General features: G+C 68.9%; 11 protein-coding genes. 9 read left to right on the top strand and 2 right to left on the bottom strand.

What is annotated here, in order from left to right:
• Positions 1-144 precede the first annotated feature (144 nt).
• Positions 145-1,365: a trypsin-like serine peptidase gene (locus ACFXBC_RS10830; protein ID WP_385021557.1), complete on the bottom strand. Its 1,221-nt coding sequence runs from the start codon at positions 1,363-1,365 to the stop codon at positions 145-147.
• Between the two features lie 316 nt (positions 1,366-1,681).
• Here ACFXBC_RS10830 and ACFXBC_RS10825 point away from each other — a divergent pair, with 316 nt between their 5' ends.
• The 5 genes from ACFXBC_RS10825 to ACFXBC_RS10805 are packed head-to-tail and all read left to right on the top strand — an operon-like array spanning position 1,682 to position 9,932.
• A complete protein-coding gene (locus ACFXBC_RS10825; protein ID WP_385021554.1) occupies positions 1,682-3,178 on the top strand; it encodes an aminotransferase class III-fold pyridoxal phosphate-dependent enzyme in 1,497 nt (498 codons plus the stop codon).
• A gap of 43 nt (positions 3,179-3,221) precedes the next feature.
• Positions 3,222-5,165 (top strand): IucA/IucC family protein, encoded by a 1,944-nt coding sequence (locus tag ACFXBC_RS10820; protein ID WP_385021551.1) that lies wholly within the window; start codon positions 3,222-3,224, stop codon positions 5,163-5,165.
• 38 nt (positions 5,166-5,203) lie between these two features.
• A complete protein-coding gene (locus ACFXBC_RS10815; protein ID WP_385021548.1) occupies positions 5,204-5,932 on the top strand; it encodes a GNAT family N-acetyltransferase in 729 nt (242 codons plus the stop codon).
• A gap of 35 nt (positions 5,933-5,967) precedes the next feature.
• Positions 5,968-7,917, top strand: coding sequence for an IucA/IucC family protein (locus ACFXBC_RS10810; protein ID WP_385021546.1), 1,950 nt, complete (start codon positions 5,968-5,970; stop codon positions 7,915-7,917).
• A 38-nt stretch (positions 7,918-7,955) separates the two neighbouring features.
• Positions 7,956-9,932, top strand: a complete 1,977-nt coding sequence (locus ACFXBC_RS10805) for an ATP-dependent DNA helicase (RefSeq protein ID WP_385021543.1) — start codon at positions 7,956-7,958, stop codon at positions 9,930-9,932.
• A gap of 126 nt (positions 9,933-10,058) precedes the next feature.
• Here the strand turns inward: ACFXBC_RS10805 and lexA are convergent, their stop codons facing one another.
• Positions 10,059-10,850 (bottom strand): transcriptional repressor LexA, encoded by a 792-nt coding sequence (lexA, locus tag ACFXBC_RS10800; protein WP_385021540.1) that lies wholly within the window; start codon positions 10,848-10,850, stop codon positions 10,059-10,061.
• A gap of 561 nt (positions 10,851-11,411) precedes the next feature.
• On the opposite strand from lexA, the gene nrdR reads away from it, so the two are divergent.
• From nrdR to ACFXBC_RS10780, 4 genes are all read left to right on the top strand, one after another.
• Positions 11,412-11,924: a transcriptional regulator NrdR gene (nrdR, locus tag ACFXBC_RS10795; protein WP_385021537.1), complete on the top strand. Its 513-nt coding sequence runs from the start codon at positions 11,412-11,414 to the stop codon at positions 11,922-11,924.
• 125 nt (positions 11,925-12,049) lie between these two features.
• Positions 12,050-14,926: a vitamin B12-dependent ribonucleotide reductase gene (locus ACFXBC_RS10790; protein WP_385021534.1), complete on the top strand. Its 2,877-nt coding sequence runs from the start codon at positions 12,050-12,052 to the stop codon at positions 14,924-14,926.
• Between the two features lie 330 nt (positions 14,927-15,256).
• Positions 15,257-15,862, top strand: a complete 606-nt coding sequence (locus ACFXBC_RS10785; protein WP_385021531.1) for a YdbC family protein — start codon at positions 15,257-15,259, stop codon at positions 15,860-15,862.
• Between the two features lie 106 nt (positions 15,863-15,968).
• Positions 15,969-16,628, top strand: a complete 660-nt coding sequence (locus ACFXBC_RS10780; RefSeq protein ID WP_385021528.1) for a histidine phosphatase family protein — start codon at positions 15,969-15,971, stop codon at positions 16,626-16,628.
• Positions 16,629-16,630 lie beyond the last annotated feature (2 nt).

The raw sequence follows: 16,630 nt of genomic DNA, 5'->3' as shown, positions 1-16,630 counted from the left end.
CTGGCGCAAAACGTCCCTGGGGCGCCCTGACACACGGAGCGCGGGCCACCACCCCCGTGCCCTGGGGAGTTTCCTCTCTCCGCAGAGAGGACAGGCCCTCGGCCTCTGCCTTTTTGCCGGTTGGCGGTCTGCCTGCCTACCCGTCTACTGGCCCGCGTACTTCTTGCTGACCGAGTCATAGACGCCCTTGGCGACTTTGCCGAGGCGCGGACCGGCAAGCCAGCCCGCGGTCACCGGGCCGATGGAGGTGTTGGACACCAGCGCGGGCTTGCCGTCGGCGCCCTTGGCGATCCAGCCGCCGCCCGACGACCCGCCGGTCATGGTGCAGCCGACGCGGTACATCGTCGGATCGGCAGCGGAGAGCGAAAGACGTCCCGGACGGTCGGAGCACTGGAACAGCTTCTGGCCGTCGAAAGGCGGCGCCGCGGGGTAGCCGGTCGCCGTCAGCCCTGAAATTTGCGGCACAGCCGGTGCGTTGAAGTTCACCGGGAGTGCGCCTCCGACCGTCTCCTCAAGAGACTTGGTGCTTCCCTTCTCCGGAGTGACGTGCAGGACCGCGAAGTCGTACGGGGCGCCCTGGCCACCGGTGGGACCGCCGTTGTCGATCCACTGCTCGGAGGTCTGGGCCCAGTCCGCCCAGAAGACACCGTACGGAGCGACTTCGTCCTTCTGGGCGTTCTGCAACTGGGCCGCGGACTTACCGCTGTTGTTGTACGAGGGGACAAAGGCGATGTTCCGGTACCAGCCGCCCTTCTTCCCCGCATGCACACAGTGGCCCGCCGTCCATACCAGGTTGGACTTCCCGGGGTGCGCGGGGTCCTCCACGACCGTCGCCGAGCAGACCATCGACCCTTCGGGGCTGTCGAAGAAGACCTTGCCGGCCTCCGGGACGCTCTGGTGGTACGGGGCGTTCACCCCCTGCGCGGTCACCGGCGCCGGTGTCGGGTCGGTCACCCCCTTGTCACCGGAGATGTCGTTGTCGACGGGCTTCTCCGGGGGCTTGGACGCGTGCCGCATCCTGGACGGGTCCCAGAGCCCGGAGATGACCGGGTTGACGAAGTCCTGCGCCTCACGCAGCCACTTGTCCCTGTCCCAGTTCTTCCACTCGCCGTGCTTCCACTTGTCCAGGTCGAAGCCGTGCTTCTTCAGCACACCCTTGACGTTGTCCGGTATGACGACCTTGCCGTCCGGGGCCGACGACGTACTGGCGGCCGGTTTGGCATCGGCGTTGTCGTCACCGGGGCCGCAGGCGGTCACGGCCAGTGCGAGCACCGCCGTGAGACCAACCGCGGTCACGGCGGGAAGGGTTCGCCGGGATGCGCGCTTCCCGCGGCGTTCGGCTGAAATCGGGCGTAGCGGTCGCATGTGGTGATTCCCCCTGGGGCTTTGGAACAGGACTTCGGAACAAGGACTTCGGAACGAGGACTTCGGAACAACGGATCTCGGCACTGTGGAACCGACCGGGACCGCAGCGCGGGCCCCACTATGCCGGTGCCGATGTGGACGGCATGAGGCAGGGCTGTGGTTCCGCCACCGCAAGGATCTTCCGACTTACCCGTGATTCCAGGGTGACTTCGTCGTTGGTACGGCTGGGGGCCTTTGGGCTGCGTTCGGCACCCGGGCGTCGGTGGTGGGGCGAGCGGCGCTACAGCCGATCCGTACAGCGGGAGGACCAACAGCAGTGGCCGTGACCGAGACCGCACCGTCGGCGGTGACGACAGCGCACCGGGGGTCCCTGCGCCGGCAGCCGCTGCGGGAATCGGCGGCCCGTACCTACGCCCGGTCGCTGCCGATCGTGCCGGTACGCGCGCGTGGGCTCACCATCGAGGGCGCGGACGGACGGCGCTACCTCGACTGCCTGTCCGGGGCGGGGGCCCTGGCACTCGGACACAACCACCCGGTGGTCCTCGAAGCGATCAAGAAGGTGATCGCCTCGGGTGCGCCCCTGCACGTCCTGGATCTCTCCACGCCGGTCCAGGACGCCTTCACCAGGGAGCTGTTCGAGACGCTGCCGCGCTCCTTCGCGGATCGAGCCCGGGTGCGGTTCTGCGGGCCGACCGGTACCGACGCGGTCGAAGCAGCTCTCGCCCTCGTCCGAACCGCCACCGGCCGCAGCGGGATCCTCTCGTTCGCCGGTGTCTGCCACGGCAACGCGGCCGGTGCGTCGCCGCTGTCCGGCGGCGCCCACGACGTACGGGTGACACGGCTGCCGTATCCACGGGACCACCGCTGCCCGTTCGGCGTCGGCGGCGCCCGTGGTGCGGAGCTGGCCGGTGACTGGACCGAAAGCCTTCTCGACGGCCCCGGGAGCGGGGTGGCCCCGCCGGCCGGGATGATCCTCGAACCGGTGCAGGGCGAGGGCGGGGTGATCCCCGGCCCGGACCGCTGGATGCGCCGTATCCGGAAGATCACTGCTGACCGGTCCATTCCGCTCATCGCCGACGAGGTGCAGACCGGCGTCGGCCGGACCGGTGCCTTCTGGGCCGTCGAGCACAGCGGCATCGTGCCCGACGTGATGGTGATGTCCAAGGCCATCGGTGGTTCCCTCCCTCTCGCTGTCATCGTCTACCGGTCGGAACTGGACTGCGGGGGGCCCGGAGCCCGCGCCGGTACTTTCCGCGGCAACCAGCTCGCCATGGCCGCCGGCGCCGCCACGCTCGCCCATGTCCGCGAGAACCGGCTCGCCGAACGTGCGGCCGACCTGGGCGCCCGAATGATGGGCCGACTGCGGGACCTGGCCGCCGACCACCCCGTCATCGGCGACGTCCGGGGCCGGGGCCTGATGATCGGCCTGGAGCTCGTCGACCCGGAAGCAGCCGAAGCCGCGGGCACCGCCCAGACCCTCGCACCCGTGGACGCCAGGCACGCCGCGGACGCCGGGACCGTCGCACCCCCCGCGAACGCCGCGACCGTCGCGCCCCCCGTGGAAGCCGGGTGGCCCGATGCCGTCCTCCCCTCGTCCGCCGCCCCCGTGCTCGCGGCTGCCGTGCAGCGGGAGTGCCTGGCCAGGGGGCTCATTGTCGGACTCGGCGGTCACCATGCCGACGTGGTCCGTCTGCTGCCTCCGCTCAATCTCACCGACGAACAGGCGGACGCGGTTCTGGACCGGCTGGCCGATGCCCTGTCTGCCGCAGAACACGCGACCCGCGTCCGTCGCCGGGCCCGCCGCCCGCACTGAAGCCACCTCCCCCCATTTCCCCGGCTGCGCAAGGAAGCACCCCGTGAACCCCACACCCGACCCTGACGCCCCCGAGACCGGAGACTCCGCCATCCCCGGCAGCCGTAAGGCGGGTCCGCCCCCGGCCCGCCCCGTCCGGGCCGACTCCCTCACCGCCGGCCCGGTGTCGACAGGCTCTCTCTCGGCCGGTCCCGAGACCGTGCCACGCCAGATGACGGCGGACCGGACCCCGGGCGGCCACCCGGCACTCGGCCATTTCGACGACCCAGTCGACGCATCGGACCCCCACACGGCCGCCGAAGCCGCAGCCGTCGAGAACCTGCTCCGCTGCTGGGTGCGGGAGACCAACCTGTCGGCACCCGCCGGGCTCACCCTCCGTATCCCACTGAACGCCAGCGGTATCGCGCTGCTGGTTCCCGTCCTGTACTGGTCGGCCACCGGCTGGCACCGGTTCGGTAAACCGGTGCTCGAAGGAGGATCGATCGGCGCACCACGCGCCGATGCCGTCACCGTCGCCGCCCTGCTCGGCAGGGAAGCCGGTCAGAGCGACAGCACCGAGCTGGTCGGCAGGGTCGCCGACTCGGTCCACAGGACCGCCGCCTTCATCACGGAGCGCCGTCGCAGCCCGGAACCGTCCAGCGAGGCGGACCCCTTCCTGACGGGCGAGCAGTCCCTTCTGCTCGGTCACCCGCTGCACCCCACACCGAAGAGCCGTGAGGGGCTCTCGGACGCCGAATTCCGTCAGTTCTCGCCTGAGTTGCACGGCTCCTTCCCGTTGCACTGGATGGCTGTCGACCGCTCCGTACTCGCGCAGGACTCGGCATGGACGGAAGGGGGACGCACGCTCTCCGCCGACCGGCTCACCGCCCGCCTCGCGGGCGCCGTACAGCACCCCGACAACACGGTTCTGCTGCCGCTCCACCCGTGGCAGGCACGCGACCTGGCCCACCGCCCCGCAGTGGCTTCCCTTCTCGAAGCGGGGCTGCTGCATGACCTCGGCCCGCACGGCGACCGCTGGTATCCCACCTCCTCCGTACGCACCGTTCACCGGCCGGGCAGTGACGCGATGCTCAAACTCTCGCTGGGGGTCCGGATCACCAACTCCCGCCGGGAGAACCTCCGCAAGGAACTCCACCGCGGTGTGGAGGTCCACAGAATCCTCCGCAGCGGCCTCGGCGCCGCCTGGCAGGTGGCGCACCCCGGATTCGACATCGTCCGTGATCCGGCCTGGCTGGCCGTGAACACCCCGGACGGTGAACCACTGCCCGGCTTTGATGTCGTCCTGCGCCACAATCCGTTCGGCGCCAGTGACGACGCCGTCTGCCTCGCCGGCCTCACGGCGGTCCATCCCCGCCCCGGCGGCGGTGCCATGCGTTCGCGTCTCGCCGACATCGTGACCGCTCTCGCTGCCAGGACCGGGCGGCCGACCGGAGCTGTGGCCACCGAGTGGTTTCTGCGCTATCTCGACCATGTCGTGCGCCCAGTGCTGTGGCTGGACGGCACCGCGGGCATCGCACTCGAAGCTCACCAGCAGAACACCATCGTCCTCCTCGGCCCCGGGGGCTGGCCCGTCGGCGGCCGCTACCGCGACAACCAGGGCTACTACTTCCGGGAGTCCCACCGCACCGCACTGGAGAAGCGCATCCCCGGCGTCGGAGCCGTCAGCGACACCTTCGTCGCCGACGATGTCACCGACGAACGCTTCGCCTACTACCTCGTCATCAACAACGTCTTCGGACTGATTGGCGCCTTCGGCGCCCAGCGGCTCGCCGACGAGACGCTGTTGATCGCAGCCTTCCGGCAGTTCCTCAACCGGGCCACGGCCCTCGGTTCCCCCTTGCCCGCACAACTCCTGGACACCCCCGTCCTGCGTACCAAGGCCAATCTGCTGACCCGACTCCACGGACTCGACGAACTCGTCGGCCCGGTCGACACCCAGTCCGTCTATGTCCGCCTCACCAACCCCCTTCACCCCACTGGGGCATGACCCGACCGATACCTGAGCAGAGAATGAGGAGCGTGGCCGTGCCCTCCACGGATGCGAGCGCCCAGACCGGGACAGAGCCTGCCGCCCGGACCGACGAGGAGTCCGAGGACACCCTTGATCTGCAGTTGTCCGAGGATCTGCTGTCCCTGCTGCGCACCGGGGAACCGTGGCCCGCCGCCCCCGGGCACCCCGGGGGCGGCCTGCTGGACAGCCCCGGCGCCTGGAAGCCCGTCTCCACCTCCGTCGGTGTGTTCCAACTCGTACCCGTGGACATCGAACGCGACCTCTCCCTCCTCAGCCACTGGATGAACGACCCTGCCGTCGCCGCCTTCTGGGAGCTGTCGGGCCCCGAGTCCGTGACCCGGGCCCATCTGCGCCCCCAACTCGGCGGTGACGGCCGGAGCGTCCCCTGCCTCGGTGTACTCCAAGGCACCCCGATGAGCTACTGGGAGATCTACCGCGCCGACCTGGACCCGCTTGCCCGCCACTACCCGGCCCGTCCCCACGACACCGGCCTGCACCTCCTGATCGGCGGCGTCGCCGACAGGGGGCGCGGCACCGGCACCACCCTGCTGCGCGCCGTCTCCGACCTCGTACTGGACAACCGGCCCCTCTGCCCCCGCGTCATCGCGGAGCCCGATCTGCGCAATACCCCTTCCGTATCGGCCTTTCTCGGAGCCGGCTTCCGCTATTCAGCTGAAGTCGATCTTCCCGACAAGCGCGCGGCCCTGATGATCCGCGACCGCGCATTCCGCGACCTCATGTGAACACCTCCTCTCAACTCTCTTGATGGCAAATCCTCATGCCCCTGCGGCGGCACCCCGTCGCCGCACCCCTGTTCCTGCACCCGCGTTCCTGCACTCCCGTTCCTGCACCCCCGCCCCTGACCACCTGCTGCTTTTCATACACCGCCCGACCCGAATCGGTTCCACCCCGAGGAGTCCCCGTGCTGAACCCGTCTGCTGGCTTCGACTCCGATGCAGAACCGGCGCTGCTCGCCCCCGCCGAGCTGAACCCCGAGGACTGGGACCATGCGGCCCGCCGTCTTCTCGCCAAGATGCTTGGTGAATTCGCCTACGAAGAGATCATCGAGCCGGTGGGGCGGGGAGGCGGCCGCTTCACGCTCACGCTCGACGACGACCTGCCGCTGACCTTCCAGGCCCGGCGTGGCGCATACGGGCACTGGCATGTCGGCCCGGCCACCATCGCGCTCCAGGGCGAACCGTTCGGAGACCCGCTCCGCTTCCTCGTCCTCGCCCGCAGGCTCCTCGCACTGGACGGGGCGACTCTCGGGCACCTGGTCCGCGAGCTCACCACCACTCTCGCTGCCGACGCCCGTATCGAGCACACCGCGCTCACCGCCGCCGAACTGGCCGCACTCGACTACGCGCAGCTGGAAGGCCATCAGACCGGCCACCCCTGGCTCGTGCTGAACAAGGGCCGGATCGGATTCTCCGCCGCCGACGCCGCCCGCTGGACCCCCGAGTCCCGCCGGCCCGCCCGGCTGCCTTGGATCGCCGTCAGCGCGGAGCTCGCCCAGTACCGGGGTGTCACCGGCCTGGCGACGCCCGACCGGCTCTACCGCCGCGAGCTGGACTCCGCCGTCCGGTCTTCCTTCGCGGCGGAGTTAAGGGCCCGCGGGCTCGATCCGGACGGCTATCTCTACCTCCCCGTGCACCCCTGGCAGTGGGACGAGGTGATCCTGCCGCTCTACGCGCCGGCCATCGCCCACGGACAGATCGTCCCGCTGCACGCCGACGCCGATCCACGCCTGCCGCAGCAGTCCATCCGTACCTTCCTCAACGTCGAACACCCTGAGCGGCACACCGTGAAGCTGCCGCTGTCCATCCTCAACACCCTGGTCTGGCGCGGCCTCCCCACCGAGCGCACCCTCGCCGCACCGGCCGTCACCGCCTGGGTCCAGGGGCTGCGGGACGGCGATGCGTTCCTGCGGGACGAGTGCGGCGTCATCCTGCTCGGCGAAGTCGCCTCCGTCGCGGTCGAGCACCCCCTCTACGACCAGCTGCCCGAAGTCCCGTACCAGTACCGGGAACTCCTGGGCGCCATCTGGCGCGAACCGCTCGGCGTACAGCTGGCCGCCGGAGAGGGGGCCCGTACGCTCGCCTCCCTGCTGCTCACCGACCACCAGGGGCGCTCCTTCACAGCGGAGCTGGTCGCCCGATCGGGACTCGCGCCCACCGCCTGGCTCGGACGGCTCTTCGCCGCGCTGCTCCCCCCGCTGCTGCACTTCCTCTACCGCTACGGCACGGTGTTCTCCCCGCACGGCGAGAACGCCATCGTCGTCTTCGACGACCACGATGTGCCGGTGCGGCTCGCGATCAAGGACTTCGTCGACGACGTCAACGTCAGCGCCGAGTCACTGCCGGAGCACGATTCGATGCCCGACGACGTACGTGACGTGTTGCTGACCGAGGAGCCGGCCTTCCTCACGCAGTTCATCCACTCCGGACTCTTCGTCGGCGTCTTCCGCTACCTCGCCCCTCTCTGTGAAGATCAACTAGGGGTCCCGGAGGCTGATTTCTGGCGACTGGTACGCGCCGAGATCCTCCGCCACCAGGCCCGTTTCCCCGAGCTCAAAGAGCGCTACGAGACGTTCGACCTGCTCACCCCGCGGATCGACCGGCTCTGTCTCAACCGCAACCGGCTCCACCTCGACGGCTACCGCGACCGCCCGAACCGGCCGCACGCCGCTGTGCACGGGACGGTCGCCAACCCCCTGCACGAGGTGTGACCCCGATTGTCAGTGCTGCCCCGTAGGGTGGTCCCGCTATGACGAAGCCCTCCCTCCCCGAGCTCCTGCACGCCGCTGTCACCGCTGTGGGCGGTACGGAGCGGCCCGGCCAGGTCACCATGGCCGAGGCCGTTGCCGAAGCCGTCGACGACAACGCCCACCTGCTGGTCCAGGCCGGCACCGGTACCGGAAAGTCACTGGGGTACCTGGTCCCCGCGCTGGCCCATGGGGAGCGCGTCGTGGTGGCCACCGCGACGCTCGCCCTCCAGCGGCAGCTCGTGGAGCGCGATCTCCCGCGTACGGTCGAAGCCCTGCACCCGTTGCTGCGGCGACGCCCTCAGTTCGCCATGCTGAAAGGGCGGTCCAACTACCTCTGTCTGCACCGCCTCCACGAGGGCGTACCGCAGGAAGAGGAGGAGGGGCTGTTCGACCAGTTCGAGGCGGCCGCCCCCACCAGCAGGCTCGGCCAGGACCTGCTGCGTATGCGGGACTGGGCCGACGAGACGGAGACGGGCGACCGGGACGATCTCACCCCGGGCGTCTCCGACCGTGCCTGGGCCCAGATCTCCGTGTCCTCCCGGGAGTGCCTGGGGGCCAGCAAATGCGCCTACGGGGCAGAGTGCTTCGCCGAGGCGGCCCGCGAGCGGGCCAAACTGGCTGACGTCGTCGTGACCAACCACGCCCTGCTCGCGATCGACGCCATCGAGGGCGCACCCGTGCTCCCGCAGCACGAGGTGCTGATCGTGGACGAGGCCCATGAGCTGGTTTCCCGGGTCACCGGTGTCGCGACGGGCGAGCTCACCCCGGGCCAGGTCAACCGGGCGGTGCGGCGTGCGGCGAAGCTCGTCAACGAGAAGGCGGCGGACTCACTCCAGACTGCCTCCGAGACCTTCGAACGGGTCATGGAGCTGGCGCTCCCCGGTCGGCTCGAAGAGATCCCCGAGGACCTCGGATATGCGCTGATGTCCCTGCGTGACGCGGCCCGGACGGTGATCTCGGCCATCGGTGCCACCAGGGACAAGTCGGTGCAGGACGAGGACGTCGTACGGAAACAGGCTCTTGCGTCCGTCGAGTCCATCCACGACGTGGCCGAGCGGATCACGCTCGGCTCCGAGTACGACGTCGTCTGGTACGAGAGGCATGACCGATTCGGGGCTTCCGTGCGGGTCGCGCCGCTCTCCGTTTCGGGACTGCTCCGGGAGAAACTCTTCGCCGACCGCTCCGTCGTTCTCACCTCCGCGACGCTCAGAATCGGCGGTGATTTCAACGGAGTCGGTGCCTCACTCGGACTCTCACCCGAGGGCACCGAGGGGGAGGACGTCCCGCGGTGGAAGGGCCTGGATGTCGGGTCACCGTTCGACTACGCCAAGCAAGGCATCCTGTATGTCGCCAAACACCTCTCCGCCCCGGGCCGGGAGGGATCCCGCTCGGACATGCTGGACGAGCTCGCCGAACTGGTCGATGCGGCGGGTGGGCGCACGCTCGGTCTCTTCTCCTCGATGAGGGCCGCCCAAGCGGCTGCGGAGGAGCTGCGCGGCAGGCAGGACAGGCGGGTGCTGCTCCAGGGTGAGGAGACGCTCGGTGAGCTGATCAAGAATTTCGCTGCAGATCCCGAGACCTGTCTCTTCGGGACACTGTCGCTCTGGCAGGGAGTCGATGTTCCGGGATCCAGCTGTCAGCTCGTGGTGATGGACCGGATCCCGTTTCCCCGGCCCGACGATCCGCTGATGAGCGCCCGGCAGAAAGCGGTCGAGGAAGGGGGCGGCAATGGATTCATGGCTGTTGCCGCCACTCATGCCGCTCTGCTGATGGCGCAGGGTGCCGGCCGACTGGTCAGGGCCATGGGGGACCGGGGTGTCGTCGCCGTGCTGGATCCCCGGCTGGCCACCGCACGGTACGGGAGCTATCTGCGGGCCTCGCTGCCCGATTTCTGGTTCACCACGGACCGTAACCAGGTCCGCCGGTCACTCGCCGCGATCGACGCAGTGGCCAAGGAAAAGGAAACCGGAAAGTAGCCCAGAGGAAAGCCAGAGGCAGGCCAAAGACAAGCCAGAGACTGGCCGGAGACAAGCCAGAAAAAAGGCAGGGCCCCGGAACCGGCGCAGTGAGTTCCGGAGCCCTGTTCAGGGCCGACGCGGTGTTCACACGCGTCGGAGCACAGCCACCACCTTGCCGAGGATGGTGGCTTCGTCACCGGGGATCGGCTGGTAGGCGGCGTTGTGCGGCAGCAGCCACACATGTCCGTCCTCGCGCTTGAAGCGCTTGACCGTGGCCTCGCCCTCCAGCATGGCTGCCACGATGTCGCCGTTCTCCGCGACGGGCTGGCGGCGCACCGTGACCCAGTCGCCGTCACAGATCGCGGCTTCGATCATGGAGTCGCCCACGACCTTCAGGACGAAGAGCTCACCGTCGCCGACCAGCTGCCGGGGGAGCGGGAAGACGTCCTCGACGGACTCCTCGGCCAGGATCGGCCCACCGGCGGCGATCCGGCCGACCAGCGGCACATAGGAAGCGGCGGGCTTGCCCGTGGTGTCGGTGGTCTGGGTGCTGGGCTGGTCGGAGCCCCTGACCTCGTACGCCCGCGGGCGGTGCGGGTCCCGCCGCAGGAACCCCTTGCGTTCCAGGGCCATCAGCTGATGGGCGACGGACGAGGTGCTGGACAGCCCCACCGCCTGGCCGATCTCACGCATGGAGGGCGGGTATCCACGGCGCTGTACCGAGTCCCTGATCACTTCGATCACCCGTCGCTGCCGGTCCGTGAGCCCGGAGCTGTCCGCCCGGATGCCCGGAGGCCGGCCGGGCAGCGAGCGTGCGGGTCGTGGGGGCAGCCCCTCGGGGCCCGTAGCTGCGTCGGTCATGGCATGCCCCGGCTCGAGTCGGTTCTGCGAACGGTCCTGGGCGGTGATGGTGGCGGTGTCTGCGGTCGTGGTCACGTCGTCGGCCCCTCTCGAGATGTTCTCTCCCTAGTTGGACAACGGTAGTGGCTTTCGAAAGGTTGCGCCAAACACACGTTCGAGTGAAAAAACGAAATAACCTTCACATGAGCGCAGTGAGGGGTGTAAGAGCGCGGCTGTAGCCGAAAGGCAATTCGGTCGATTACGGTACCGTCCGCTGTCGGCATCCCGTGCTGCGGGGGCGGACGGCCGCGTCGCGCCGGGTGGTGCCCGTCTGTCATTGCCCCTTCCCCGCCTGCCGCCGGGCCGTCGCCGCGCGCCACCCGCCGACGGGTGCCGGGTGGGCCCGCATCCGGTCGCCGACCCGCTTCCCGTACCCTCTTCCGAGCCGGGCGGCCCCGGCGTGCGGGTGCGACACGCTCTGCCGTGAAGGTGGCGCTGAACCCCAGATCTAGTGGTTGGATTGAAACAGCCACCCAGAAGTTGTGGTCCCTGGTCCCTCGTGTCCCGGGTCATCGCCTATGCTTGGGGCTGCTTCGAGGGGCTCGTTCCGGCCCCGGCGAGGCTATTCAGTCGTACCGCGAAGGAGGGTCGGGAACCATGCACTGCCCCTTCTGCAGGCACCCTGACAGCCGCGTCGTCGACAGCCGCACCACGGACGACGGCACGTCGATCCGCCGGCGCCGCCAGTGCCCCGACTGCTCCCGGCGCTTCACGACGGTCGAGACGGCCTCGCTGATGGTGATCAAGCGCAGCGGGGTCACGGAACCGTTCAGCCGTACGAAGGTCATCTCGGGTGTGCGGAAGGCGTGCCAGGGGCGGCCGGTCACCGAGGACGCCCTCGCCAAACTCGGCCAGCAGGTCGAAGAGGCGCTGCGTGCCACCGGGGGCGCCGAGCTGACCACCCACGACGTCGGGCTGGCCATACTCGGCCCCTTGCAGGAACTCGACCTGGTCGCGTATCTGCGCTTCGCGTCCGTCTACCGGGCTTTCAACTCGCTCGAAGACTTCGAGGCCGCCATCGCGGAACTCCGCGACGCGCAGCCCCCCGCAGTGGAATGCGAGTGCGGAGGGACCCCCGCGGTCCCCGTGCCCGCCACTGCCACCGACTGACCCTCCGGGGCCGGCGGACAGAGACCTGCCTGAGGTGCTTCCTGCGCCACGGGCATCAGACAGACATAGTGCCACGGGAAGAACTGGGCACTTTTGGGCGTTTTAGCCCGCATATGGGAGGCGGCATGACAGAGACGGCGAGCGGCCCGGCACGAGGTTCCCGCGCAAAGGGATCCAAGGCGGCCGCTAATCGGCAGGGGCTGCGCAGCGAGCGCATCCACACCACTCCCGGCGTGCATCCGTACGACGAGGTCGTCTGGGAACGCCGTGATGTCGTCATGACCAACTGGCGCGACGGCTCGGTCAACTTCGAGCAGCGTGGCGTCGAGTTCCCCGACTTCTGGTCGGTGAACGCGGTCAACATCGTCACCAGCAAGTACTTCCGCGGTGCTGTCGGCGCCGACAACCGCGAGAACAGCCTCAAGCAGCTCATCGACCGTGTGGTGAAGACGTACCGCAAGGCCGGCGAGGAGAACGGCTACTTCGCCTCGCCGGAGGACGCCGAGCTCTTCGACCACGAGCTCACGTATGCGCTGCTGCACCAGGTCTTCAGCTTCAACTCGCCGGTCTGGTTCAACGTCGGCACCACCCAGCCCCAGCAGGTCAGCGCCTGTTTCATCCTCTCGGTCGACGACTCCATGGAGTCGATCCTCGACTGGTACAAGGAAGAGGGGATGATCTTCAAGGGCGGCTCCGGCGCAGGCCTGAACCTCTCCCGTATCCGCTCGTCCAAGGAACTGCTCTCCTCCGGCGGCAACGCGTCAGGGCCGGTCTCCTTCATGCGCGGGGCCGATGCCTCCGCCGGGACGATCAAGTCCGGTGGTGCCACCCGCCGCGCGGCCAAGATGGTCGTCCTCGACGTCGACCACCCGGACGTCGAGGCCTTCATCGAGACCAAGGTGAAGGAGGAGGAGAAGATCCGCGCCCTGCGCGACGCGGGCTTCGACATGGACCTGGGCGGCGACGACATCACGTCCGTCCAGTACCAGAACGCCAATAACTCGGTCCGCGTCAACGATGAGTTCATGCACGCGGTCGAGACCGGATCGCAGTTCGGTCTGCGCTCGCGCATGACCGGCGAGGTCATCGAGAAGGTCGACGCCAAGGCGCTCTTCCGCAAGATGGCCGAGGCCGCGCACGTCTGCGCCGACCCCGGGATCCAGTACGACGACATCATCAACCGGTGGCACACCTCGCCCGAGTCGGGCCGGATCACCGCGTCCAACCCGTGCAGCGAGTACATGCACCTGGACAACTCGTCGTGCAACCTCGCCTCGCTCAACCTCATGAAGTTCCTGCGCGACGACGACCAGGGCAACCAGTCGTTCGACGCCGAGCGCTTCGCCAAGGTCGTCGAGCTGGTCATCACCGCGATGGACATCTCGATCTGCTTCGCCGACTTCCCCACGGAGAAGATCGGCGAGACGACCCGCGCCTTCCGTCAGCTGGGCATCGGCTACGCCAACCTCGGCGCACTGCTCATGGCGACCGGCCACGCGTACGACAGCGACGGCGGTCGCGCACTGGCCGGTTCCATCACGTCGCTGATGACCGGTACCTCGTACAAGCGCTCCGCCGAGCTCGCGGCGGTGGTCGGCCCCTACGACGGCTACGCCCGCAACGCGGACGCACACAAGCGCGTCATGAAGCAGCACGCGGACGCCAACGCGTCGGCCACCCGCACCGACGACCTGGACAGCCCGGTCTGGGCCGCGGCCACCGAGGCCTGGCAGGACGTCCTGCGTCTCGGTGAGAAGAACGGCTTCCGCAATGCGCAGGCCTCGGTGCTCGCACCGACCGGCACCATCGGCCTGATGATGGACTGCGACACCACGGGCGTCGAGCCGGACCTGGCCCTGGTCAAGTTCAAGAAGCTCGTCGGCGGCGGCTCGATGCAGATCGTGAACAACACGGTCCCCAAGGCGCTCAAGCGTCTCGGGTACCAGCCGGAGCAGGTCGAGGCGATCGTCGCCCACATCGCCGAGCACGGCAATGTCGTCGACGCCCCCGGCCTCAGGCCGGAGCACTACCCGGTCTTCGACTGCGCCATGGGCGAGCGTTCCATCGCGCCCATGGGCCACGTACGGATGATGGCGGCCGCCCAGCCGTTCCTCTCCGGTGCCATCTCCAAGACGGTCAACATGCCGGCCTCCAGCACGGTCGAGGACGTCGAGGAGATCTACCTCCAGGGCTGGAAGCTCGGCACGAAGGCGCTCGCCGTCTACGTCGAGAACTCCAAGGTCGGTCAGCCGCTCTCGGCCAAGGCCAAGCCCGCAGAGGAGAAGACGGAGCCGAAGACCGAGAAGGTCATCGAGTACCGCCCGGTCCGCAAGCGCCTGCCGAAGGGGCGCCCCGGTATCACCACCTCCTTCACGGTGGGCGGCGCCGAGGGCTACATGACCGCCAACTCCTACCCGGACGACGGCCTCGGTGAGGTCTTCCTGAAGATGTCCAAGCAGGGGTCGACCCTCGCGGGCATGATGGACGCCTTCTCGATCGCGGTCTCGGTCGGTATGCAGTACGGCGTCCCGCTGGAGACATACGTCTCGAAGTTCACCAACATGCGCTTCGAGCCGGCCGGTATGACGGACGACCCCGACGTACGGATGGCGCAGTCGATCGTCGACTACATCTTCCGCCGTCTGGCGCTCGACTTCCTGCCCTTCGAGACCCGCTCGGCGCTGGGTATCCACTCGGCGGCGGAGCGTCAGCGCCACCTGGACACCGGGTCGTACGAGGCGGGCGACGACGACGTGGACGTGGAGGGACTGTCCCAGTCCGCACCGCGCCAGGTGGAGGCTCCGAAGACGGCCGAGCCGCAGCCGGAGGCCGCGGCCGAGGTGCCCGCGCCCAAGCAGGCGCACAACTCGACCGAACTGATGGAGATCACGCTGGGCCTGAACGCCGACGCCCCGCTCTGCTTCTCCTGCGGTACGAAGATGCGCCGGGCGGGCAGCTGCTACCTCTGCGAGGGGTGCGGCTCGACCAGCGGCTGCAGCTGACACGGGCAGCAAGGCGGCTGAGGTGTCCCTGAGCACGGGCTGCCGAGGGCACTGAAGCGCTCCGGAGAGGGCGTCGACCACCTGGTCGGCGCCCTCTTTCCGTGGGCCGGGTCCCGTGCACGGCGTGTTCTCCGCCGGATCCCGTACGCCGGCCGGGCTGTGTGCGTGCGGCGCGAACGCAGGTGAACAGATCGCTGTGGCTGCTCGGTTGACCGGAATTCCCATCTATGTGACCGGTATTGCCCGCAGGCCGGATGTTTGCGGCGGAAGATCCGGATGTGCTCACCCGGACCATGACCGGGGTCACTCTTCTGGCCGTACGATGGCGCGGTGCTGGTCAAGTGGATTCGCTGCACGGTGACAGACCCCAGAGGGTTCGAACAGGGGCAGCGGAGGTGGGCGGGGCTGCTGGGTGAGCCGGGATTCCGGGGACAGGGGGGCGGGTGGAGCCGCAGACGGCGGAGTGTGGCGCATGTGTTCGCCTTCTGGGAGAGCCGGCCCTTCTACGACTCGTTCATGGCGCGTGCGCATGACAGGCTTGCCGCCGCTCAGGCCGGCACGTTCAAGGACCCGCAGGCCAAGCTCTTCGAGTACCGCTTCGATGTGCGGACGGGTTTCGAACCCCGCTTCGGGGACGCGGATGTGGTCAGGGTCGCGCACTGCCGGGTGCACTCCGAGCGGGCCGAACACTTCGCGCTGATGCAGGAGAAGGTCTGGAACCCGGCGATGGCGGGGTCGCCCGGAATGCTGCGCGGGATGTTCGGGGAGGCGCCAGGAGACGAGTTCCTGGTGCTCTCGATGTGGCAGTCCGCGGCCGAGCGCGGGAAGTACCGGCCGGAGCGGATCGAGCGGCTGGCGCTGCGGGCCCGGACCGACGCCGATGTGGCGGCGCTGGCGGGCGACGTCGTGCAGTTGGAGCCGTCCTGGACCGTATAGCCGCCGCCGCGCGCCCCCACCTGTACAAACCCAGGGAGGGGCTGCCCGTACGGGCCGGCTGAGGGGGACCGCCGCACCCGGCGGCGATCCGATCTACTGTCTTGGCATGGCACGACCACAACGCATCGTTCTCGTCCGGCACGGGGAGTCGGAGGGAAACGCTGATGACACGGTGTACGAACGCGAACCCGACCACGCCCTGAAGCTCACTATGAACGGCTGGAGCCAGGCCGAGGCGACCGGGGCGCGGTTGCGGGAACTCTTCGGCCGGGAACAGGTGAGCACCTATGTCTCGCCCTACCGCCGGACCCATGAGACCTTCCGGGCCTTCGGTCTCGATCCGGAACGGGTACGGGTCAGGGAGGAGCCCCGGCTGCGTGAGCAGGACTGGGGGAACTGGCAGGACCGCGACGACGTGCGTCTGCAGAAGGCGTACCGCGACGCCTACGGTCACTTCTTCTACCGGTTCGCGCAGGGGGAGTCCGGGGCCGATGTCTATGACCGTGTCGGTTCGTTCCTGGAGAGCCTCCACCGCAGCTTCGAGGCTCCCGACCATCCGCCGAACGTCCTGCTGGTCACCCATGGGCTGACGATGAGGCTCTTCTGTATGCGCTGGTTCCACTGGTCGGTGGCGGAGTTCGAGGCGTTGTCCAACCCCGGTAACGGGGAGTCGCGGACGCTGGTGCTGGGGGAGGACGGCAAGTACACGCTGGACCGGCCGTTCGACCACTGGCGCGTACCCGAACCGTACGGCGTCACCGGTTAGGC

Source organism: Streptomyces sp. NPDC059398 (assembly GCF_042751845.1).
Lineage (GTDB): Bacteria > Actinomycetota > Actinomycetes > Streptomycetales > Streptomycetaceae > Streptomyces.
This window is presented reverse-complemented; position numbering and strand designations above follow the sequence as displayed.

Excerpts from the sequence above, each read along its gene's own strand:
- ACFXBC_RS10830 (WP_385021557.1), bottom strand. The coding sequence starts at position 1,365 with ATGCGACCGCTACGCCCGATTTCAGCCGAACGCCGCGGGAAGCGCGCA.
- ACFXBC_RS10810 (WP_385021546.1), top strand. The coding sequence starts at position 5,968 with ATGCCCCTGCGGCGGCACCCCGTCGCCGCACCCCTGTTCCTGCACCCG.
- ACFXBC_RS10805 (WP_385021543.1), top strand. The coding sequence starts at position 7,956 with ATGACGAAGCCCTCCCTCCCCGAGCTCCTGCACGCCGCTGTCACCGCT.
- nrdR (WP_385021537.1), top strand. The coding sequence starts at position 11,412 with ATGCACTGCCCCTTCTGCAGGCACCCTGACAGCCGCGTCGTCGACAGC.
- ACFXBC_RS10790 (WP_385021534.1), top strand. The coding sequence starts at position 12,050 with ATGACAGAGACGGCGAGCGGCCCGGCACGAGGTTCCCGCGCAAAGGGA.
- ACFXBC_RS10780 (WP_385021528.1), top strand. The coding sequence starts at position 15,969 with ATGGCACGACCACAACGCATCGTTCTCGTCCGGCACGGGGAGTCGGAG.